A 21,789-nucleotide genomic window follows, 5' to 3' on the forward strand; every position below is an offset into this window, starting at 1 on the left:
ATTAAACAGGGCAAAATCAAATGCCCGGCTATACCAACGGCTAAAACGTTTTTCACTCATATCACTGTAACGGTTCATATTTCTATAGGTTGCCTTGCCTTGAAATACGATTAATGTCGTCAACAATGCGGCTATAAATGTGCGTTGAGGTTTATTAACGTTGGACATTGAGCGTAAAACCGTTTTTACTATGCTTTCCAAAGATAGATTCCTGTGACAATACGACGTTGATAACCGCATTCTCGCAGTTTCTATCTTTGGTACAACCTACGGCTCTCAGCCAAAAAGTGTCCACAGTATTGTTATAAAGATAAGTTTGAAGAAAATAGTTTAATGAAGTTGGTTACAGGGAAAAATACCCTGCAACCAAAGCCTGTTAACAGACCGTCATAAATATTAAAATGGCTTTAATTAATAAGGCAGTCTTTCAATATGAGTAATGCACGCTGGCTCATTTAGGGGCTTATAGATCGTAACCATTGCTGGGACCGTGGGGGCACCAGGATAAACGGGTGTTGCATTACAGAAAAACGCATAATTGACACCTGAAACCACTTGAGATGCGACTGCTACTGGTTGATATTTCACACCAGTGAAATGCTCCATAGCTTCGCTGAAAGCAACCTGAGCTTCTTTATCAATATTCGATGAAAAAGGTCCATATGCGCCAACTAGTTGGTTGGTATTAGCCATTTCTTTCTCCTTAAAGAAAAATATTATTAAGTTGTGAGTCGCTGAATACTATACCCGCAGCGAATTATTTTTAGGCGCGGCCGTCAAGAGCGATGATTACGATGCCCTTTAGGGTGCAACAAACTCTAAAAATCGTTCGTATTGGGTATATCATCAAGTAATTAGCTAAAATACTTGATGATGTAAAAATATAATATATATCTTTTGTACACTAAAAATACGTTACAGATATATAATTTTATTTATACTAACTTTTATTGCTGCTGTTCAACCACAACATAGGTGTAAGCAATACCTACGGGAGAACCGGCAGCGATAAAACCTGAGTCAACAACTTTTGCCGAAATATGCCCTGCAAATTTAGTATAAAGCTGGTTTACCGCATTGCTAAAAGCTAAATCAAGATTGCTTTGGTTATGGGCGTATCCAACTACCTGATTTTCATTTAAAGCTTTAACCGATGCTGGAACAGCTTGTGTTTCATTATTAGAAAGTAAGTGTGTTACTTTATATTTAGTAATACCTACAGATGTTTGGATTGCAATTTCTTGTAAATCTGGGTTTACACCTTCAAAGCTGTTTTTTGCAGTATAGGGGAAGTAACCTATAGCGGTTGTTGTATGAGCTACCACTTTAAATACAGGTATTTTAGAATTAAGGTCAACAGCAACGACATGTGCGCCAGTTATTCCCTCAGCATACCCTTCAGCAGTTATGGTTAATACGGGGTTACCATGTTGAAGTGCTAAAACCAGCTCAAATTCAGTTGCGATTACTTTGGTCGGAGAAAGTACCACTTCTGTTGAATGCGCTTGAACGGCCATTTCATTATCCTTTGAAAATGGAAATAATTATCTGGTGAGTGATTTGGGTAAAGGATTGTTCGTGAAGTAATTAGCTATACACCACAACAACTGCTGTAGGTAGCACATTCCAAAATGAATAGCTTATTACTTGGAAAGTGCACCATATATAACCTGAAAATCAGCTCAGTATCAGCTTAGTCAAAGCCTCATACTCCTACCACTGCTGCAGTATTAAACCTTAGTGATGATTTTTTTAAACATTGATGTACTTATTGGACCTATTGGATCTATCAGTATTAAAAAAACAACAGTAAACACCTTTTTGTGCGCTTGATAGGTTTATAGGAATGACAACGCTCACGGAAAGAATAAACCGATTTGACCCTACTAATTGCCCTCTCTAGACTTCAGAAAGATTGAACTTAAATATTTTATTGGGAGCTGTTATGTTCAGTTATCGTCATATTAAACGCGTTGTGGCACTGCTTTTATCTGTTTGGCTGGTTATATTTGGTTTTCAAGCTAGCTTAGTTCAGGCTGCAATGGTTGCTACTGATAATGTCATTAGTACAGAGCAGCATCAAGTAGATAAAGAAGCATTAAAGGCAATGCTGGCTGAGCAAGCTGTCAAAGATAAGCTTGCTAGCCTTGGTGTTGATGAAGCCGATGTGGAAAAACGTATCGACTCTCTAACCCCAAGTGAATTAGCGCAGTTTAATGCTCAAATGGAAGAAATGCCGGCTGGTAGTGGTGTTGCTGAAGTTGTTGTGTTATTTCTTGTAGTGTTCGTGATTACTGATATGTTGTGTGCAACCGATATCTTCTCATTTGTACGTTGCATTAACTAAAAGCTACCTTTTGAAATACACCCTCTTTGCAGGGTAATACTAATGTTGAAGATTTTTTCATTGGTTGAATATGAGTTTTAGACGTTATGCCCAGCTTTGGCTGGGCATTATTTATTTGAGTGTACTTTCAGGTTGTACCACAAACCCTGTACTTCATCAGCTGGATACACTGGATGAAACAGGTCTTCAGCCCATGGAGTTGAGTCAAGTTCCTTTCTTCCCTCAAGAAGAGTTTCAATGTGGACCTGCTGCCTTGGCGACAGTACTAGCTTATTGGCAAGTGCCTGTCACACCTGATGATTTAGTTGCTAAAGTCTATGTGCCTGAAAAACAAGGCAGCTTTCAAATTGAAATGGTCGCGACTGCACGTCAGTATGGCATGATTGTTTATCCTGTTAAGAGAGATTTTCAAGATTTATTACGAGAGATAGAGCAAGGATTTCCAGTATTAGTCTTTCTTAATCTAGGGCTTGACTGGTATCCACAATGGCACTTTGCGGTTGTCGTTGGATATGATTTAGAACAGCGAGAATTAATTCTCCGCTCTGGAACAGAAAAACGCTACCGGATGCCGTTTGAGGCTTTTGCAAATACTTGGGCGCGAGGTCAATACTGGGCACGAGTCATCTTACCCCCAAATAAATTACCTGTGTCTGCTCAGCCACTCACTTATTTACGAGCAGCACAGCAATTAGAAGAGGTCGGTCAGCAACAGGCTGCTGCTCAGGCCTATCAAACAGCCCTCACAGCATGGCCTGAACATCCAGTTGCATTGTTTGCCATGGGAAACTTTCAGTTTGCAGCAAAAAAATACCCACAAGCAGCAGGTTACTTTAAACAGCTCGTGTCGACTAAACCTAGTCATAGTCAGGGCTGGAATAACCTGGCCTATACCTTGAAAGCGCTTAACTGTCCCGTTCAGGCTTATAAAGCCGTACGTTGTGCCTATGCGCTCGCTCCAGAAGACACGAATATTCAAAGCTCGTGGCAAGAACTACAGATTAAAGGCAAGCAGCCAAAGACAAAAAACACTTTAACCAAAAATAAGAAGACAATATGTGCCGTTCCCCAGTGCCCTGTGTTACCTGATTAATTGAAAGTGGCTACCAAAAAGGTGGAACACACATTAGCTAGGGCCTTATGAGTCTGTAGTCTTCGCGAAGGTTAATAGGTGCCAGTAAATACAACACCTGGCACCTATTACTGAGTGTTAGCGTTATGTCTTTCTATTCAAGCTGTAAGGTTTTTAAAATAAATGCTTGTTCAAAAGCCATTTCTTGAAGTGCTTCGTAACGGCCTGAAGCCCCTCCATGCCCCGCGGCAAAGCTGGTTTTAAAAATAATCGGTTGGTCTCCCGTATTATGGTAGCGCAATGCTGCAACCCATTTGGCAGGCTCCCAAATATGCACGCGTGTGTCATGAAATCCTGCTTGTACTAATAAGGCCGGATAAGCTTGTGGTTTAATATTTTCGTAAGGGGCATACGACTTTATACGTTGATAAACTTCTGGCGAGGCTGGATTTCCCCACTCATCGTATTCCGCAATAGTGAGTGGCAGAGACTCATCTAGCATAGTGTTTAAGCAATCAACAAAAGGCACATCCATAATGGCGCCTTTGAAGTATTGAGGGGCATTATTCAGTGCATAGCCAATTACCATGCCACCGGCACTACGACCAACTATCATTAACTGTTGCGGGTCGGTATAACGAGCCTTGAATAAATGCTCAACACATAGCATGAAGTCTGTAAATGTATTTAATTTATGCTGTTGCTTACCTTGACGATACCAGTGTTCACCACAGTCACCACCACCACGTACATGGGCAAACCCGATTAACATTACCCGGTCAAGCAGGTTGAGTCGTGATATTGAAAACTCTGGATCCAAACTATGACCATAAGCGCCATAAACTTGTAAAAGTATGGGAGCAGGATGCTCCCAGGTTTGTTGTTTACCAATGAGTGTGAGAGGGATTTGCTCTCCATCTTCAGTGGTAATATAGTCGCGCTGGCATCGGTAGTGCTCTGGATGGTAACCACCTTTAACCTCTTGGGTTTTGATACACGTTCTGTGAAGTGTATTAAGATCAATATCCAAAACTTGTTCAGGCTGTATAAATGTTTCGTAGTGAATACGCAGGTGTTGTGTATCAACACACACATTATCACCAAAACTAATTTGGGCAATAGGGTCAGTAAAGGTTACAGGTATAAGTTTGTCATCATGCCAAATTGAGAGCTGAAGCAGATCTTTGGTTCTAGATAGAAGTGCAATGTGGTGGCGAAAAACCAAGTAATCTTCTAGGGTAGTATCCGCCTTAGGGGGAATAAGCGGTTGCCAATGAGCTGGCTGGGGGGATTCGCAGTCAGCTCTGACGAGGCGATAATTTTCATGTTGGTCATTGGTCAAAATAATAAGTTGTAGGCCATTGTGATCAACATAGTACTCATGATCAGGCTGACGAGGTGCAATACAGCATAGTTGCTGATTAAACTGCTTGGAATTATGAAAACTGTCAGCGGGAAGAAAAAAGACTTCAGTTGACTCCTGACTAGAGGTTTCAATAAAAATCAGTTGATCTGACTGGCTGCGATAAACAGAGACATAAAACTGCTCATCATCTTCCGTAAACAGCAGTGGATCATCAGCGATGTTGCTACCAAGACTATGATAGAACAGCTGGTCAGTACGGTGCAGGTGATTAAGAGTTGTATAGTAAAACCCTTTGGCATCCATGGTCCAAGTAACATCACCTGAAGTATGGCTGTGTGGCAGGGTTATCTCTTCTTGGGTTGAGAGATTTTTAATAATTAGCTGATACTGTTCATCACCTGCAGTATCAATACTGTATACCAGGAACTTGTGATCAGGACTGATCGCTAAACCGCCAATTTCACAGTAGTCATATGATGCGGCGACTTGATTGCCGTCTAGTAATAATTCTGGTGGCTGTTGCTTATACTGTCGGTAATAAAAGGCATATTCAGAGCCTTGTCGGCTTTCACTGTAATATTGATAAGGGCCCCATGTGTACGCAGCAGAGCGGTCATTTTCAACAATACGCGCTAAGCTTTGCTGGTAAATTAACGTTTGTAATGCTTCGCTGTCGGCCATTTGGAAGACGGCATAATCGTTTTCTGCATTCAGGTAGGCTTGGGTCTCAGGCAATGACGTTTGTTTTAACCAATGGTAAGGGTCAAAGCGGGGGTCAGTTGAGTGTGTATGGAAATAATCTTCACGTTTAGCTTGGGGGGGAATAATCTGTTGTCTGGTTTGCACTTACAGGCTCCGTTCCGCCATAAAGGCTGACTTACTCTTGAGATTAAACTAGTATAGGGCTTTTGTTGTTTGGCTTGTTGATACTGACACTATGGATGCAACCCACTATTTATATGCTTGGATGATCTACCTAGCCAGCGCGGCCGGCTGTTTTTTGGTCTGGTACCGTATGACGCGTATCTGTTGGCGATGGCTACGTTGGTTTTTACGAGGATTTGCATTAGTTTTGCTGTTTACTCCTTGGTATGTCAATGTTGAGCAGGATTATTTAGGTCCCGCCTTTCTTATTGCTGGGTTTGATGGTTTAACGCTTGGCTTAGAGGCTATCATGAGGGCAGGTCATGTACTGCTCGCGGCTCTGGCAGTAATGATTGTACTGTGGGTTTTAGCATTGGTGTTAATTCCTGCGCCGGCTGTTCGTCCTAAAAAGAAACCTAAAGGCAAAGTAGCACCTGAGTCTCGTCCCAAAAAGCGTACAAAACAGGTAGCTAATAATGATGATGAGCGAATTACACCAACGTTATAAATAAACACTACTCGCTTTTGACCAGCCCCATACTTTACTTGTAGAGCTCACTGTAAAGTACAAAAATACATGGCACATTAATATATGGCACATTGGACTGTGCCTTTCACCTTAATAAACTGAATCCCTACCCATTTTGATTACCTCTTGTGTACTACAGCGACGCTGTCCAAGCATCGCTAGTTATCAGTAACTGTGTTATGTTTGGAAAGAGAAGGGCGTGTTGATGTGTTAGGGATGAATACCCTTTATGATGGGTATAGAGATTGGATATTAATACGCAAAAAGGGAATAAACACGCTACTCTTTCTTAGTAAATTATTGTTCTTAGTAAATTATTGTTCTTAGTAAGTTATTGGTTTTTATACAAAGTAGCAAGGTGAGCTACAGCCTCAACTGAACTCCCATGGACCAGATTAAACAACAATAGGGATGTAATATGGAAAGTCATATTTTATTGCTGGCCGTTGTAATGCTAATGGCAGGCATATTTGGGGGCCTGGTCAACTATTATTTGTATCAGCGGCAAGGTTATGATTTAACTCACTTACTGCGCTGTATCATTCTTGGTATTGGTGCTTCTTTTCTGGTCCCTGTGGTGTTGGATTTATTATCCAGCTCATTGGTTATTGACAGTCAAAATGATCCATCTCGCTTATTAATTTTTACTGGCTTTTGTTTAATCGCTGCAATTTGCTCACGATTTGTCAGCACATCTCATACTGAGCGCTTGCTGGCGGAAGCACGGTTAGCACAACAACAGGTGACGTCTATTCAGCATGAGTTTCGTCGCTTGCAAGAAGAGGTCGTGCCTTTACTTGAGTTAGAAATAGAACAGGAGCATCAAGGGGATAATGAAGGACCTATTTCAGAAGATTTTGAGCTGGACATGACCGCAAGTAAAGTACTTAAAACACTTAATAGCGGTCAGTATATCTTCCGATCGGTAGCAGGGCTGTGTCGAGATGCCGAGCTAGATGAAGTCAACTTGGAAAAAACATTGCACGTATTAGCAAGCCGGGGCCTAGCAGGAAAAATTACCAGTAAAGTGGGGCAGCGTTGGTTTGTTACGGAAAGAGGACGGCGTTTATTACTTCAACAATAAATACCATGAAGCTTATTGTTAATGTGAAATATTCCAAGGCTCACTTAATATTACGGGGGGTGAGCTTTTGGACTATGGTCATGTTGTTTCTGGGGTATATTGGTATTGGCTATACCAAGGAGGCTGATGTTAGGCTGCTGATTGACACCTCTGGTAGCATGAAAGTCAATGATCCCAAAAATTTAAGAGAACCAGCAGTCAATTTGTTGATAAGGCTTTTACCTGATGATAGCAAGTTGGGTATTTGGACTTTTGATCAATCAGTTAAAGCACTTGCGGTTTACGATTTAATTGACAATAACTGGCGTGAACAAGCCATTAATAATAGTAAGCAAATTAGTTCAAAAGGATTATTTACAGATATAGGGAAGGCATTGGAGGTCGCAACGTTTGATAGCCATCGTCAAGGAGATATGGCCCGGCATATTATTTTATTAACCGATGGTATGGTTGATGTTGCAAAAGACCCTATTAAAAATGTTGAAGCCCGCCAACACATTTTAAATGGTCAACTCCCTCGCTTGAAGCAGAATGGTTATGTCATACACACTATAGCCCTTTCAGATAAAGCTGATCATGAGCTCTTACAACAGTTAGCGATTAATACGGATGGCTTGTCTTCAACGGCAAACTCAGCGGAGGAGTTAAGTAAACTATTTTTAAAAGCGTTGGAGCAAGCAGATCAGGCACCTAAGGTGCCTTTGCAGGCAAATCGTTTTCTGATTGATTCCCAGGTGGAAGAATTTACCTTGCTGGTTTTTAAAAAAAAATCGGATGAAGTGGTTCAGTTGTCTTCACCTGATGGTAAAACCTATAAACAAGGGAGTAGAGTTAAGGACTTACGCTGGTTCAATACACCACATTATGATTTGATTACCGTCGATCAACCGTACGAAGGGGAGTGGCAGCTGCAGGCAGAGACAGACCCCAATAACCGAGTAACGATTGTCAGTAATTTACAAATGAAGTTTTCTGGTGTGCCAAGCAATTTATTTCAAGGACAGCAAGCAGAAGCGCGAATTTGGTTTGAACAAAATACAAAGCGACTGGTGAACGAAGAATTATTTCAAATAATGAAGCTAACATTAACGCTTAGCCAGGAAGAAAATACAGTTGCTGAAGAGGCTTTTTACACGGCAAAAATGGCTCAAGATGATCAGGGTGCTTTTACACTCAAGGTTCCAGAAATGAGGGCTGTCGGTGAATATACCTTAACTATTAAAGCTGATGGCAAAACATTTTTACGGCAAGTGTCTAAGGCGCTTTCTGTTCGAGAGCCACTTGTTGTATCTCATGAACGTATAACAAAAGAAGACCAAGAAATAGATGTTATTCTGGTAAAACCACAGAGTTTATTTTTGGATACGGAAGCAACGGTCATCAAAGCAACCATAGCACCGCCTGTTGGTAAACCTTCTAGTCTAGTTATTCCCCTGCAGGAAGATAAGAAAAGCTGGCTTTTATCAATTACACCACAGCAACATGGCATATATCGTGTGGCATTTGGCGTAAATGCAAAAGATAATAATGGCAATGACATTCCAGTAAAGCTGGAACCACTGGTTTTTAAATTTCCTGAAAACTTTAACCCTGGGGTTAGTGAGCAAGAAGAACAGCCTACGCCAACTACAGAAGAAAAGATAACTGATGAAGCTGTTGATGAAAAAGAAAAGGAAAGCGACAGTAGCTGGCTATTATATGGGGGCTTGATTCTTGGAAATATTTTATTAGCAGGGGGATTATATTGGGCTTATAGGAGGTTTTTTTCTGATGCCCCTCCTACGGATGATAAGTCAGCTGCGTCGAAAGAAGATGTTGATGATGCTGGTAATATAGATCTTAATGAAGAAGATGATATTGACCTGGATATGCCTCTGGATAAGCTTGATGACAATGCTGATGAAAGTGGAGCTGATAAAGCGAGTGATAAGAAAAAGTAGATGTGGGTAAAGAAAACGGTAACGCATCAGACTCCAAACCTGAGACTTGATATTTATACATCGCTTTACTCAAAATACGGCACTTAGTGCACGTTTCCAGGAAAAGGTGGTATTTATTAGTAAAACATCATAGTTTCATTTCTGAAGTTACGCCACAATGTGATGAGGAGTATATGAGGACTAATAGTTTTTAGGAGTAAGGTTAGGAATATGTGCGAGCTCCTTGGGATGAGCGCGAATGTGCCAACGGATATTTGTTTTAGTTTTACCGGTTTAATGCAGCGAGGTGGAGGTACAGGACCACATAAAGATGGTTGGGGTATCGCTTTTTATGAGGGGCGTGCGGTTCGAGAATTCCGCGATACCAGGCCCAGTGTGGGTTCTGAAATAGCGCGCTTGGTTAAAGGCTACCCCATCAAAAGTCACATTGTCATTAGTCATATTCGCCGTGCAAATGCAGGGCGCGTCTGTTTAGAAAATACCCACCCATTCACCCGCGAACTATGGGGTAGACAGTGGACCTTTGCTCATAATGGTCAGTTGCCAGGTATTAAGAAAGCATTGACGTTAGACTTTTATCAACCCATTGGTACCACAGATAGTGAGTTTGCTTTTTGCTGGATGTTAAGTGAGATACGCCGGCGTTTTACCAAGCAGCCTCGTAGACCTCAAACACTGTGGCGAGAGCTAAATGAGCTATGTACTGCGATAAAGGAATTTGGCGTTTTCAACTTGTTGATGAGTGACTCAAAGTACTTGTACTGCTTTTGTAGTACAAAATTATTTTGGGTTACGCGAAAGGCACCTTTTAATAGAGCGGTATTAAAGGATGCTGAGGTCGAAGTCGATTTTAAGCATGAAACGACCCCTGATGATATTGTGACAGTCATTGCCACAGAACCTTTAACGGCAAATGAGCAGTGGCATCAAATGCAGGCTGGCCAAATGTGTGTTTTTCGCCATGGTTTGATTTGCTGTTAATCGGGGAAGTGACCCAACTGACCGTTAAGATAATATGTCAGTTGGGCCATGTTTCAGTGACTTTTTGAATTATGTGAGGCGCAGGTTATCAAGGTATCAGCTCTTTTTCTGTAAAAACACCCTCAAATAAAGCTGTTGAAAGATAACGCTCACCAGAGTCAGGCAGAATCACAACAATATGCTTATCTTCATTACCTGCCCAGCTCGCAACCTTGAGTGCTGCGGCCATGGCTGCACCACAAGATATGCCAACTAAAATACCTTCCTCACGCATTAGGCGATGTGCCATCTGAATAGCGTCTTCCGCGCTTACCTGAACCACATGGTCAACCATGTTTAAATCGAGGTTTTTGGGGACAAAGCCTGCACCAATTCCTTGTATTTTATGTGGTGCAGGAGCGAGCTCCTGGTTATTGATGGTTTGGGTAATGACGGGTGATTCTTCAGGTTCTACGGCAATACTTTGAATAGCCTTACCCTGGGTTTCTTTAATATAGCGAGAAACGCCCGTAATGGTGCCACCCGTACCAACACCTGATACCAGAATATCAACCAAACCATCGGTATCTCGCCAAATTTCAGGGCCTGTGGTACTTTCATGTATGGCCGGGTTTGCGGGGTTTTCAAACTGCTGTGGCATGAAGTAATGCTCAGGGTTAGAAGCGGCAATTTCTTCGGCTTTAGCGATGGCAACTTTCATACCTTTGGCAGGTTCAGTAAGGATAAGATTTGCACCTAGTGCCGCGAGCACTTTTCGGCGCTCTAAGCTCATACTGGCCGGCATTGTTAATGTGAGGCTATAGCCCCTTGCGGCAGCAACAAACGCGAGAGCGATGCCGGTATTACCACTGGTAGGCTCAATGATTTCCATGCCAGGTTTTAAAACACCTTCTTGCTCGGCAGCCCAAATCATGCTGGCGCCAATACGACATTTGACTGAGTAGGCAGGGTTGCGTCCCTCAATTTTTCCATAAATATGGTATTTAGGAGACAGTTTGTGTAGACGCACCAACGGGGTATTACCAATTGAAAACGAGTTATCACTATATATGTTCACACGTAATATCCTTGCCTGATTGTTTTACAGGACCTAGTACAAAATAAACTTACAAATAACATAGCATGATGTTTTAAGTCGCAGTGTTGCGCTGTTGCATAAAGACTATTGCACAAAGGAATAAGCCCGCGACAGTAATTCTGTTGGTTATAAGCTTATCGGGAATTGAGGGTTATGAAAAATATTTTTGCGGAATATGCTTGTAATCACCCGTTAGTTGCAGTGTAACATAGTTGGATTCATACCCCTGTGTAGTGGTCAGCTCTCTTACAGGCTTGAAGCTTTGAGATGCCTTCAAAAATAGGGTAATAGCTAAAAGGAGGAAGCAAGCGATGTCAGTCAATAAGTCACATGATGCCTATCAACCCTTTACCAGCACATCTGAGTATATTGCAAGCCCTGAATTAAAAATGGCAGTGAATGCGGCAATAAAGCTGGCTCGTCCACTTTTGATTAAAGGTGAACCTGGTACAGGAAAAACCCTGCTTGCAGATCAGGTAGCCAAGCACCTGGGACTGCCATTGATTCAATGGCATATCAAGTCGACGACGAAAGCTCAGCAAGGACTTTATGAATATGATGCGGTTTCTCGGCTAAGGGATTCTCAGCTAGGGGATGAGAAAGTGCATGATATCAGTAACTATATTGTGCCAGGTAAGCTATGGCAGGCTTTTACCCATGAGCAGCAAACGGTATTACTGATCGATGAAATTGACAAAGCGGATATTGAGTTTCCAAACGATTTATTACTGGAATTGGATCGCATGGAGTTTTATGTGTATGAAACCCAGCAACTGATTAAAGCTAAGCAACGGCCTATTGTTATTATCACCAGTAATAATGAAAAAGAATTACCGGATGCTTTTTTGCGGCGCTGTTTTTTCCACTATATTCAATTTCCTGATGAAGCCGCTATGCGCGATATTATTGCGGTTCACTTTCCAGATATTGCCCCCAAGCTGGTTAAAGAAGCCTTGGAAATATTTTTTGATATTCGTAATGTCCCAGGGTTAAAGAAAAAAACTTCTACGTCAGAATTAATCGATTGGATTAAATTGCTGTTGGCGGATGAAGTTCCGCTATCTGTATTGAGGGAAAAAGATAACTCAAAAGCTGTACCTCCTCTGTATGGTGCTTTAGTAAAAAATGAGCAGGATTTGCATTTGCTGGAGCGTTTAGCCTTTATGGCACGGCGGCGTTAGGCGTTACTAAGCGTTAATAGTAGGGAGGTAATTATGCTGGTTCGCTTTTTTTTAACACTGAAGTCAGCACAAATTCCTGTTTCAATTCGAGAATTACTGGATTTACTCACAGCGCTGGAAACACAACTGGTGTTTGCTAGTTTGGATGACTTTTATTACTTAGCAAGAACCTGTTTGATTAAAGATGAGCGCTTTTTTGATCGCTATGATCAAGCTTTCAGTCAGTTTTTTACCGGAATTGCGGCACTGGACGATGTGCTAGCAACACTGATTCCTGAAGACTGGTTACGTAAAGAGTTTATACGACAGCTTACATCTGAGGAAAAGCAGCAAATAGAAGCTTTAGGTGGACTGGAAAAATTACTTGAGACATTCAAAAAGCGCTTACAAGAACAACAGTCACGCCATCAGGGAGGAAATCGCTGGATTGGTACGGGAGGAACATCACCATTTGGGGCTTATGGCTATAATCCGGAAGGCATCAGGATTGGCCAGCATGAATCGCGCCAGCAGCGAGCGGTGAAAGTTTGGGATCAGCGCCAGTTTCGTAATTTGGATGGTGATGTAGAAATTGGGACGCGCAATATTAAGTTAGCACTCCGACACTTGCGTAAGTTTGCTCGCACAGGTGCTTCAGAGCAGTTAGATCTTGAAGATACCATAAGCTCAACAGCTAAGAATGCTGGTTTGCTGGATGTGCGTATGCAACCAGAGCGGCACAATGCCGTTAAAGTGCTACTTTTTATGGATATTGGTGGCACCATGGATGCTCATGTTCAGGTATGTGAAGAGCTATTCACTGCAGCACGCAGTGAGTTTAAACACTTAGTCCTTTACTATTTTCATAATTTTATTTATGAGTCTGTTTGGCAGAATAATTTACGGCGACAAAGTGAGCATATTCCAACCTGGGATATTTTGCACCGATATGGAGAAGACTATAAGGTGATTTTTGTCGGGGATGCCACAATGTCACCCTATGAGATTAGTTATCCTGGTGGCAGTGTTGAGCACTGGAATGAAGAGCCTGGATCCTCTTGGATGCAACGCTTTATGCAAACTTATTCAAGGGTTGTTTGGCTGAACCCTTATCCAGAAGCTAACTGGTCATATACCCCTTCTACTATCATGATTCAGCAGTTAGTGAAGGCGCAAATGTACCCTCTAACATTGCAAGGGTTAGAGGGGGCAATGAAATACCTACGACGTTAGAGGTGATTTACGTTAAGGATACCTCTGGCAGGTAAGGGGATGGGTGCATTGCAGCTGTTTCTGGCGCCATGACCTCTGCCTCGCCAGATACTACCTCTTTGCCAGCCTGATTAGTAACACTACAGCTCAAAACAACGCGCCGCTTTCGGTCATGTTTTTCTTTAACGGTGAGTGTTACGGTCAGGGTGTCACCGACAAATACTGGACGAACAAAGCGTAAACTTTGACCAAGGTAAATACTCCCTGGACCCGGAAGTTTAGTAGCTAGGGCTGCAGATATGAGTCCAGCAGACCACATACCATGAGCGATACATTGTTTAAACGGCGTTGCTTCTGCGTAATCTTTATCTAAATGGACTGGGTTGATATCTCCTGAGGTATGAGCAAAAAGAACTATATCTTGCTCTGTCAGCGTTTTACTGAAGGTGGCTTGTTGACCGATGGTGAGGTCACTGAATGGAATACTTTGAAGCGTGGTCATGTTTTTTCATCAAAATTAACTGTGAGCTGGCTGAGCAGCAATATTTAATTTAATAATCAAGCAACATTAGCAAGGGGTTGAGTATGCTGTGTCAACCATTGATAAAGGGCTTGCCAGACTTCTTGCTGATTAATTTCATTGAGCATTTCATGACGACCACCAGGGTAGATCGCCGTGGTTACGTCATGAATGCCTGCTGATCTTAGCTGACGACTCAACTTATGCAAGCCATTAGGTAAGCTCAAAGGATCTTGATCGCCACCCAAAATATAAAAAGGTAATGTTGTTGGCAGTTTACAAAAACTGCTGTGGGTGCTCAGCCTTGCTAAGGCTGAAAGCATGTTGTACCAAAACTGATTGCTGACTTTAAATCCACAAAGTGAATCTTGGCAATAAAGATCAACTTGTTGGGTATCACGAGAAAGCCAGTCAAAATCTGTTCGGTTAGGTTTAAAATAGCGGTTAAAGCGGCCAAAGAAAAGAAAGTCTAAAAAAGCACTGTTGGCATTTTGTCCTTGGCGTTTACATTCAAGTGCTGCAAATGTTTTGGCTATATGGCAAAGCCAGGGTGGCTGATAGTTTGATCCAGAAAGAATACAACCTGCCAGTAATGGATGATTGGCTTGCAAAAAGTGTAAGCAAAGAAAAGACCCCATGCTATGCCCCATCAGAAATAGCGGTTGTTCTGGATATTTTGCACTGATCTCAGCAAGCTGCTGCTGAATATCCTTAAGCATCAAAGACCACTGATTGGTTTCAGCAGAGCCCAGGCTATGCGTAGCCTTACCTGTTTGCCCGTGAGCACGTAAATCCCAGCTTGTCACACCTATACCTTGTTGATTTAGAAACTGCGCGAAGGCTTGATAGCGCAGAGAATGTTCAGTCATGCCATGAATTATTAAGAGCTGAGCGGAGGCTTTAGCGGGCTGCCACTGGTGACCATAAAGTGCTGTTTGATCAGCTTGTGCTTGGGTGGTAAAGCGGGCTTCCATAACCAATTACAACTCCTTGTGCTTGCTAATATTTGGCCTGCCTAATGGTATATAAGAAAAAATTTTCTTGTTAGACAGCATATGCAGTATGACCGAACAGGTATTACCTGTTGATACTGTAGTGAAATAAATGGTGCATATTCTGCTATGTCACTAGGATATGGTTAATCTTTATGAAACATAGTCATTTTAATAAGCCCGCTGCAGGTGTTGTCTTTATTAAGGTACTAGTGCCAGCAGGCCAAGGGTTTACTTTATCATAGCGAGAAAATACTATGCACTAAGCATAATAAAAATGAAAAGGGTTTACGTTAGCTAACAATGCTTGCCCTTACAATAAGCATAAAAAAACATAATCAAAACAGTCAGAGCTGAAAAAATACCCAAAGTGATGGGTATAGCGCACTTAGGAGTTTACACAGCATGAACCAACCCAATTGGGCCGAGTTTTACCCGGCAGGTGTGGCACGTACTATTGCTGTAGATAAATATCAGTCAATTCTTGAAGTAATGGATACATGTTGTCGCCAATTTGCTGATAAACCAGCGTTTACTAATTATGGGTATACGATTACTTATGGCGAGTTGTATCAACTTAGCGGTCAATTTGCAGCATTTTTACAGCATGAAACGGACTTACAACCAGGTGATCGAATTGCGATTCAACTGCCCAATTTAATTCAATTTCCCATCGCTGTTTTTGGGGCATTGCGTGCAGGGCTTATTGTAGTGAATACCAACCCCTTATATACCGAAAGGGAAATGGAGCATCAGTTTAAAGACTCAGGTGCTAAAGCGCTGGTCGTGCTGGCTAATATGGCAAGCCTGGCGGAGAAAGTAGTACCAAAAACAGCGGTTAAGCATGTGATTGTGACGCAAATAGGTGACATGCTTCCACTTGTTAAACGAACATTAATTAATACGGTCGTTAAACATGTGAAAAAGTTAGTGCCTTCGTTTAACTTGCCCGAAGCGATTCCCTTTCGGAGAGTATTGTCTGATGGTTCACGTTACACCCTTCGCCCGGTAACTGTACAAGCAGATGATGTTGCTGTTCTACAGTACACTGGTGGTACGACAGGGGTCGCGAAAGGGGCAATGCTGACCCATCGAAATATTATTGCCAATATGTTACAGGCTAAATCGATGATGGGGAAAGATTTGACTGTGGCTCAGGAAACTATCATTGCTCCGTTACCGCTATATCATATTTATGCATTTACCTTTCATTGTATGGTTGGCATGTTTACTGGACAACATAACGTGCTGATCACTAATCCAAGAGACTTGCCGCGTTTTGTAAAAGAGTTGTCTTCAATTAAGTTTTCTGCCTTTGTGGGCTTAAATACACTATTTGTAGGGTTAATGAATAATGAGCGTTTTCGCCAACTCGACTTTAGTGGTCTGCGCTTGACCCTGTCAGGTGGTATGGCATTACAGCTGGATACAGCCCAGCGTTGGCATAGTATTACTGGGAGTACTATTTGCGAAGGCTATGGCATGACAGAAACATCTCCTATTGTTTGTGTGAATCCCATTCATCAGCCTAAGGTTGGAACTATTGGCGTGCCAGTACCTAGCACAGAAGTTAAGTTAATGGGAGATAATGGCGAAGTCGATCAGCCAGGAGAAGCCGGTGAACTTTGGGTTCGTGGCCCACAAGTGATGAAGGGATATTGGCAGCGTCCAGAAGCAACAATGGAGTCGCTTACAGATGATGGCTGGTTAAAAACAGGAGACATTGCTGCATTTACAACGGAAGGCTATTTAAAAATTGTTGATCGTAAAAAAGATATGATTGTTGTTTCGGGCTTTAATGTTTACCCCAATGAATTAGAGGATGTGCTGGCTAAACATCCAGATGTGACACAGTGCGCAGTGATTGGTGTGCCTAGTGAGAAAACGGGAGAAGCGATAAAAGCGTTTGTGGTATCAAAAAACCCACAATTACGAAAAGAAGATATTGTGCAGTTTTTTCGGGACCATGTGACTGGTTATAAAATTCCCCGACTTGTTGAGTTTCGTGAAGAATTACCCACCACTAATGTCGGAAAAATTCTGCGTAGACAATTACGAGATGAAGAGTTAGGCAAACTGAAAAAAGCGAGTTAGCGTACTTTGATCGTTTAAAAATAAAATAAGGGCTGGCTATGTTCGTCAGCTCTCATATTCTGTGCTTATTTGATGGTTCCTTCCTTTAAAATAGTGTGCAGTGAGTAATTGATAGGTTTTTTATTTAACGTGAAAATATAGTGTAAATAGTTTATTCTCTGCGCCTATTATCCACGCTATCCTTTAAATACGACGTTTTTTATCAAGAAACTTAAATTGAGCCAGATAACACAATACCGTAGTGAGCTAAGAATTTTAAATTTAGTGAGAAAGTTATAATCAAGCGATTTACCTACCCACTCCTTTTCTCTTTATTGATGGAGAAGGAATAAACACTATGAAAAAAGTAAATACAGCATATCCAATACAAGGGGTTTATTTGGGAGGTCGTCAAGCGATGAAGCCCCAGGGCAAGTTTACTCATCTGAAACTTACGGTAGCAATGTTAACTGATCTAACAGCGCTGCTGACAACAGGCCCAAATGTGTCGGGAACATATTAGAACAGCTTTGATGGCCCGTGAGGTGCGTAAAAATGATTCGTGAAGGGTATAGAAAGTTAAGGCAGTAATTAGCAGTGATAACATTTGCAGTGCTTAAAGAACAAATCTCACAAGCGATGCTGAAAGATCGCTTTCGTTTTAATAAACGATTAAACCATTTACGTAAGACTTATCGCGGAAAAAAAATACCTAATGAAGCATTAATTGCGATACAAGATCAAGTTGCTAAATCAACAGCGTTGGTGCAGTTACGAAAGGCTAATAGTCCTAAACCAACATATAATGAACAGCTGCCCATTGCGCAAAAAAGAGCTGAGATTCTGGATGCTTTCAAGCAACACCAAGTGATAGTGGTTGCAGGTGAAACCGGTTCCGGAAAAACAACGCAGCTTCCCAAAATTTGCCTTGAAGCAGGGCAAGGTATTTTGGGTATGATAGGTCATACACAACCTCGCCGCTTGGCAGCCCGCTCTGTTGCTTCGCGAATTGCTGAAGAGTTACAGACACAATTAGGGGATGCTGTTGGTTATCAGGTACGTTTTACTGATCAGGTGAGCGATCAAACCCATATCAAGTTGATGACAGATGGTATTTTATTAGCCGAAATTCAACAGGATCGTTTTCTTAATCAGTACGACACATTAATTATTGATGAGGCCCATGAGCGCAGTTTAAATATTGATTTTTTATTAGGCTATCTCAAGTGGTTATTACCAAAACGTCCTGAGTTAAAGCTGATAATTACTTCAGCAACCATAGATGTGGAACGTTTTTCTCAACACTTTAATCAAGCACCCATTATTGAGGTATCAGGTCGAGCTTATCCGGTAACTGTTCATTATCGTCCATTCTTAGATAATGAAGAAGACAGCAGTGATAATAAGCGTGATACGGATGAAAAACAGCTGCAAGGCATTATCAGTGCTTTGCGGGAAATTGAACAGTTAGAACGTCAAGGTCAGGTTCCTCGACTGGGGGACGTGCTTGTGTTTTTGAGTGGTGAGCGAGAAATTCGTGATACCGCTAAAGCGTTGCGACAGGCAGCTTTTCGGGATACAGAGGTACTGCCACTCTACGCTCGTTTAACGGCGGCTGAGCAACAACGTGTCTTTCAACCGCACCGAGGTAGAAGGGTTGTGTTAGCGACCAATGTCGCTGAAACATCCATCACCGTGCCAGGCATTCGTTATGTTATTGATCCAGGAACAGCACGAGTCAGCCGTTACAGCTACCGTTCAAAAGTACAGCGACTTCCGATTGAGGCGGTTTCTCAGGCCAGTGCAAACCAGCGTAAAGGCCGATGTGGGCGGGTAGTAGAAGGAGTATGCTTTCGCTTATTCAGTGAAGAAGACTTTTTAGGAAGGCCAGAGTTTACAGAGCCGGAAATTCAGCGTACTAATCTCGCCTCGGTCATTTTAAAAATGCTGCAAATGCGGCTTGGGGATATAACGGCATTTCCATTTGTAGACCCTCCCGATAATCGCTTGATTAACGATGGACTCAAATTATTGCAGGAATTACAGGCAATTGATCATCAGCAGCGATTGACGCCTTTAGGCCGGCAGTTGGCACAACTACCTGTTGACCCCAGAATGGGACGAATGCTGGTTGCAGGTGCTGGGCTTCAAGCATTGCGTGAAGTATTAATTATTGCCAGTGCGTTGAGTATTCAAGACCCTCGAGAGCGTCCTACTGAAAAGCAGCAGGCGGCTGATCAACAGCATGCTCAGTTTAAGCATGATGACTCTGACTTTTTAAGTTTTGTTCAGTTATGGGATGCATATGAGAATCAGCGTCAGGAGCTAAGTCAAAACCAGTTGCGTAAGTATTGCAAGCAGCACTTTTTGTCGTATTTACGTATGCGGGAGTGGCGAGACTTACATCATCAATTAATGTTGGCATGTCGGCAACTGGGATTAAAAATTAATCAGGAACCCGCTGAGTATGCAGCAGTTCACCAAGCGTTAGTACCAGGGTTACTGGGAAATATTGGTACTAAATTGGAGCAGGGGGAGTACCAGGGCGCTCGTAATAAAAAGTTTTATTTATTTCCTGGGTCCGCGTTATTTAAACGACAACCGAAATGGGTGATGTCTGCAGAGTTGGTTGAAACCTCTAAGCTTTATGGACGAATTTTAGGAAAAATCGAGCCAGAGTGGGTTGAAAAAACGGCAGAGCACTTATTAAAAAGGCATTATTTTGAGCCGCACTGGGAAAAGCGGCGTGGGCAAGTGGTTGCATTTGAGCAGGTCACTCTCTATGGCCTCATTGTGGTGCCTCGTCGCAAAATAGATTATCGAAAAATTGATCCAGTGGTCGCTCGTCAACTTTTTATTCGAGGTGCTTTGGTTGAGGGTAATTTTACTACTCAAGGTGATTTCTTTGAGTATAACCAGCTACAAATTGATGCGGTTGAAAATTTGGAAGCTAAAGCCCGGCGACGTGATATTTTAGTGGACGAAGAAGTGCTGTATCAGTTTTATGATGAACGTATTCCTCATCATATTGCTGATGCGAGAAGCTTTGAGCGATGGCGAAAAACACAGGAGAAAAAAGACCCGGATTATTTGTTGCTCACTCAGGAATATTTAATGCGCCATGAGGCTGAGCATATTACGGCGGAACAATACCCTGACCAGTTTGCTTGGCAGGGAGTCCATTATCCGTTGAGTTATCACTTTGATCCAACAGCAGATGATGATGGAGTGACGTTACAAGTGCCCGTTGCGGCTTTACCACAGTTACCACGTAACCGATTGCAATGGTTGGTTCCTGGATTAATTGAAGAAAAGTGTACAGCATTAATTCGAGGCTTACCGAAGGCTGTCCGTAAAAACTTTGTGCCTGTGCCTGATTTTGTGAATGCCGCATTGGAAGCGATTTCACCTGATGATACACCCCTCACTGAAAAGCTGGGGGAGCAGTTGCGGAAAATGACAGGAATACGCGTATCAGAGGAAGAATGGCAACAGGTCAAATTAGCTGCTCATTTGCAAATGAATATTCATGTTGTGGATGAACAGGGTAGAAGCTTGGGGCAGGGGCGTGATTTGCAAGCACTGCTCCAACAGTTTGCAGATGTAGCTGAAGCATCACTAAAGCAATTGTCAGATCATGGATTAGAAAGGGATGGGATCACCCAGTGGAATTTTGATTATTTGCCTGAAGAAATTACTCAGCAACAGCAGGGGTTGGTGATTCGTGGGTATCCTGCTTTAGTGGATGAAAAAAATAGTGTAGCACTTAAAGTGTTTGCAACTGAGGACAAGGCCAAAGCAGAACATCATCGTGGTGTAACCCGACTGGCGCTGTTAGCACTGCCTTCGCAACAGCTGAAGTATTTGCGCACACAAATGCCACAGTTAAAACAAGTAGCGCTGTGGGGTGTGAATGTTTATCCCAAGTCTTTATTAGAAGAAGATATTATTTGGCTGGCAGCCAATACTCTTTTACATGATGAGGAAATTGAGCCTCCCCGTAATGAAGCTGATTTTCTAGTACTAATTGAAAAGCTGAGAGGGAACTTAGCGTCATTAGTGAGTGAGATAACGGCGTTATTGGTTGACGTTTTTTCTCGTTATCATGCTATTAATAAGCAGCTTAAAGGGCGTATTTCGCTAGCAGTCGCGCGCTCACTTGCTGATATAAAGTTTCAGCTGCAGCAATTAGTGTATAGAGGATGCCTACGAGACGTTCCATTATGTTGGTTGAGACATTATCCGCGCTATCTTGATGCCATATTACAACGGCTTGATAAGCTAGGTGGGCAAATTCCTCGGGATAATGCTCATACTGAAGAATTGACTCAACTTTGGGAAGCTTATCAGCAACGTGTATCTGCATTGCAGGGCGCCTCCCTGGCATGCCCTCATCTTCAGCTTTATCGCTGGCTTTTAGAGGAGTATCGCGTATCCCTATTTGCCCAGTCATTAAAAACCAGTGTTCCGATATCAGCAAAGCGTTTGCGTAAGCAGTGGGAACTGGTGCTACAACCATAACCTTATCTGACCTTTGGATATGTATATCCAACCCTAGAATAACGACAAGC

The 21,789-nt window shown here is 42.3% G+C and carries 18 protein-coding genes; 11 read left to right on the top strand and 7 right to left on the bottom strand.

Annotated elements, in window-relative coordinates; translation table 11 throughout:
* The 3 genes from F607_RS0109635 to F607_RS0109645 form a co-directional block, all read right to left on the bottom strand.
* Positions 1 to 201, bottom strand: a 201-nt coding sequence (locus F607_RS0109635) for a hypothetical protein (RefSeq protein WP_027707926.1), incomplete at its 3' end; no start/stop codon positions are given.
* A gap of 210 nt (positions 202 to 411) precedes the next feature.
* On the bottom strand, positions 412 to 693 hold the full coding sequence (locus F607_RS0109640; protein WP_027707927.1) for a hypothetical protein: 282 nt from the start codon (positions 691 to 693) through the stop codon (positions 412 to 414).
* A gap of 254 nt (positions 694 to 947) precedes the next feature.
* Positions 948 to 1,517 (bottom strand): hypothetical protein, encoded by a 570-nt coding sequence (locus tag F607_RS0109645; RefSeq protein ID WP_027707928.1) that lies wholly within the window; start codon positions 1,515 to 1,517, stop codon positions 948 to 950.
* A 428-nt stretch (positions 1,518 to 1,945) separates the two neighbouring features.
* On the opposite strand from F607_RS0109645, the gene F607_RS0109650 reads away from it, so the two are divergent.
* Both F607_RS0109650 and F607_RS29000 read left to right on the top strand, forming a co-directional pair.
* Entirely contained in the window at positions 1,946 to 2,347 is a 402-nt protein-coding gene (locus F607_RS0109650) for a PA2779 family protein (RefSeq protein ID WP_027707929.1), read from the top strand.
* Between the two features lie 70 nt (positions 2,348 to 2,417).
* Positions 2,418 to 3,440: a PA2778 family cysteine peptidase gene (locus F607_RS29000; RefSeq protein ID WP_051311238.1), complete on the top strand. Its 1,023-nt coding sequence runs from the start codon at positions 2,418 to 2,420 to the stop codon at positions 3,438 to 3,440.
* Positions 3,441 to 3,573: 133 nt separating this feature from the next.
* Here F607_RS29000 and F607_RS29005 read toward each other — a convergent pair whose 3' ends face one another.
* Positions 3,574 to 5,631: a S9 family peptidase gene (locus F607_RS29005; protein ID WP_051311240.1), complete on the bottom strand. Its 2,058-nt coding sequence runs from the start codon at positions 5,629 to 5,631 to the stop codon at positions 3,574 to 3,576.
* Between the two features lie 91 nt (positions 5,632 to 5,722).
* Between F607_RS29005 and F607_RS32730 the strand changes: the two genes are divergently transcribed.
* The 4 genes from F607_RS32730 to F607_RS0109680 all read left to right on the top strand — a co-directional run bounded on the left by F607_RS32730 (position 5,723) and on the right by F607_RS0109680 (position 10,183).
* Positions 5,723 to 6,157, top strand: coding sequence for a hypothetical protein (locus F607_RS32730; protein ID WP_051311242.1), 435 nt, complete (start codon positions 5,723 to 5,725; stop codon positions 6,155 to 6,157).
* Between the two features lie 439 nt (positions 6,158 to 6,596).
* Positions 6,597 to 7,262, top strand: coding sequence for a YEATS-associated helix-containing protein (locus F607_RS0109670; RefSeq protein WP_027707930.1), 666 nt, complete (start codon positions 6,597 to 6,599; stop codon positions 7,260 to 7,262).
* Between the two features lie 80 nt (positions 7,263 to 7,342).
* Positions 7,343 to 9,202: a VWA domain-containing protein gene (locus tag F607_RS32735; protein ID WP_169719781.1), complete on the top strand. Its 1,860-nt coding sequence runs from the start codon at positions 7,343 to 7,345 to the stop codon at positions 9,200 to 9,202.
* Between the two features lie 210 nt (positions 9,203 to 9,412).
* Positions 9,413 to 10,183 (top strand): class II glutamine amidotransferase, encoded by a 771-nt coding sequence (locus F607_RS0109680; protein WP_027707931.1) that lies wholly within the window; start codon positions 9,413 to 9,415, stop codon positions 10,181 to 10,183.
* 88 nt (positions 10,184 to 10,271) lie between these two features.
* Here the strand turns inward: F607_RS0109680 and cysK are convergent, their stop codons facing one another.
* On the bottom strand, positions 10,272 to 11,240 hold the full coding sequence (gene cysK / locus F607_RS0109685) for a cysteine synthase A (RefSeq protein ID WP_027707932.1): 969 nt from the start codon (positions 11,238 to 11,240) through the stop codon (positions 10,272 to 10,274).
* A 332-nt stretch (positions 11,241 to 11,572) separates the two neighbouring features.
* On the opposite strand from cysK, the gene F607_RS0109690 reads away from it, so the two are divergent.
* On the top strand, positions 11,573 to 12,442 hold the full coding sequence (locus F607_RS0109690; RefSeq protein ID WP_051311246.1) for an AAA family ATPase: 870 nt from the start codon (positions 11,573 to 11,575) through the stop codon (positions 12,440 to 12,442).
* 33 nt (positions 12,443 to 12,475) lie between these two features.
* Positions 12,476 to 13,654 carry a vWA domain-containing protein gene (locus F607_RS0109695; protein WP_027707934.1) on the top strand — a complete coding sequence of 393 codons (1,179 nt, stop codon included), beginning with the start codon at positions 12,476 to 12,478 and terminating at the stop codon, positions 13,652 to 13,654.
* A 7-nt stretch (positions 13,655 to 13,661) separates the two neighbouring features.
* On the opposite strand, the gene F607_RS0109700 is transcribed toward F607_RS0109695, so the two are convergent.
* Together F607_RS0109700 and F607_RS0109705 are read right to left on the bottom strand one after the other, a co-directional pair.
* Entirely contained in the window at positions 13,662 to 14,135 is a 474-nt protein-coding gene (locus F607_RS0109700) for a MaoC family dehydratase (RefSeq protein WP_027707935.1), read from the bottom strand.
* Positions 14,136 to 14,191: 56 nt separating this feature from the next.
* Positions 14,192 to 15,127 (bottom strand): alpha/beta hydrolase, encoded by a 936-nt coding sequence (locus F607_RS0109705; RefSeq protein WP_027707936.1) that lies wholly within the window; start codon positions 15,125 to 15,127, stop codon positions 14,192 to 14,194.
* A gap of 423 nt (positions 15,128 to 15,550) precedes the next feature.
* Between F607_RS0109705 and F607_RS0109715 the strand changes: the two genes are divergently transcribed.
* From F607_RS0109715 to hrpA, 3 genes are all read left to right on the top strand, one after another.
* Entirely contained in the window at positions 15,551 to 17,239 is a 1,689-nt protein-coding gene (locus tag F607_RS0109715; RefSeq protein ID WP_027707937.1) for an AMP-binding protein, read from the top strand.
* A 337-nt stretch (positions 17,240 to 17,576) separates the two neighbouring features.
* Complete coding sequence (locus F607_RS34015) at positions 17,577 to 17,741, top strand: hypothetical protein (protein ID WP_157365414.1); 165 nt, start codon at positions 17,577 to 17,579, stop codon at positions 17,739 to 17,741.
* A 74-nt stretch (positions 17,742 to 17,815) separates the two neighbouring features.
* Positions 17,816 to 21,739: an ATP-dependent RNA helicase HrpA gene (gene hrpA / locus F607_RS0109725; protein WP_230400384.1), complete on the top strand. Its 3,924-nt coding sequence runs from the start codon at positions 17,816 to 17,818 to the stop codon at positions 21,737 to 21,739.
* Positions 21,740 to 21,789 lie beyond the last annotated feature (50 nt).

This window comes from Zooshikella ganghwensis DSM 15267 (genome assembly GCF_000428585.1).
In the GTDB taxonomy this organism is placed as follows: domain Bacteria; phylum Pseudomonadota; class Gammaproteobacteria; order Pseudomonadales; family Zooshikellaceae; genus Zooshikella; species Zooshikella ganghwensis.

What these genes read in the sequence shown, in the direction of transcription:
- F607_RS0109640 (WP_027707927.1), bottom strand. Translation starts at nt 693, where the DNA reads ATGGCTAATACCAACCAACTAGTTGGCGCATATGGACCTTTTTCATCG.
- F607_RS0109645 (WP_027707928.1), bottom strand. Translation starts at nt 1,517, where the DNA reads ATGGCCGTTCAAGCGCATTCAACAGAAGTGGTACTTTCTCCGACCAAA.
- F607_RS0109650 (WP_027707929.1), top strand. Translation starts at nt 1,946, where the DNA reads ATGTTCAGTTATCGTCATATTAAACGCGTTGTGGCACTGCTTTTATCT.
- F607_RS29000 (WP_051311238.1), top strand. Translation starts at nt 2,418, where the DNA reads ATGAGTTTTAGACGTTATGCCCAGCTTTGGCTGGGCATTATTTATTTG.
- F607_RS32730 (WP_051311242.1), top strand. Translation starts at nt 5,723, where the DNA reads ATGGATGCAACCCACTATTTATATGCTTGGATGATCTACCTAGCCAGC.
- F607_RS0109670 (WP_027707930.1), top strand. Translation starts at nt 6,597, where the DNA reads ATGGAAAGTCATATTTTATTGCTGGCCGTTGTAATGCTAATGGCAGGC.
- F607_RS32735 (WP_169719781.1), top strand. Translation starts at nt 7,343, where the DNA reads ATGTTGTTTCTGGGGTATATTGGTATTGGCTATACCAAGGAGGCTGAT.
- F607_RS0109680 (WP_027707931.1), top strand. Translation starts at nt 9,413, where the DNA reads ATGTGCGAGCTCCTTGGGATGAGCGCGAATGTGCCAACGGATATTTGT.
- F607_RS0109690 (WP_051311246.1), top strand. Translation starts at nt 11,573, where the DNA reads ATGTCAGTCAATAAGTCACATGATGCCTATCAACCCTTTACCAGCACA.
- F607_RS0109695 (WP_027707934.1), top strand. Translation starts at nt 12,476, where the DNA reads ATGCTGGTTCGCTTTTTTTTAACACTGAAGTCAGCACAAATTCCTGTT.
- F607_RS0109700 (WP_027707935.1), bottom strand. Translation starts at nt 14,135, where the DNA reads ATGACCACGCTTCAAAGTATTCCATTCAGTGACCTCACCATCGGTCAA.
- F607_RS0109705 (WP_027707936.1), bottom strand. Translation starts at nt 15,127, where the DNA reads ATGGAAGCCCGCTTTACCACCCAAGCACAAGCTGATCAAACAGCACTT.
- F607_RS0109715 (WP_027707937.1), top strand. Translation starts at nt 15,551, where the DNA reads ATGAACCAACCCAATTGGGCCGAGTTTTACCCGGCAGGTGTGGCACGT.
- F607_RS34015 (WP_157365414.1), top strand. Translation starts at nt 17,577, where the DNA reads ATGAAAAAAGTAAATACAGCATATCCAATACAAGGGGTTTATTTGGGA.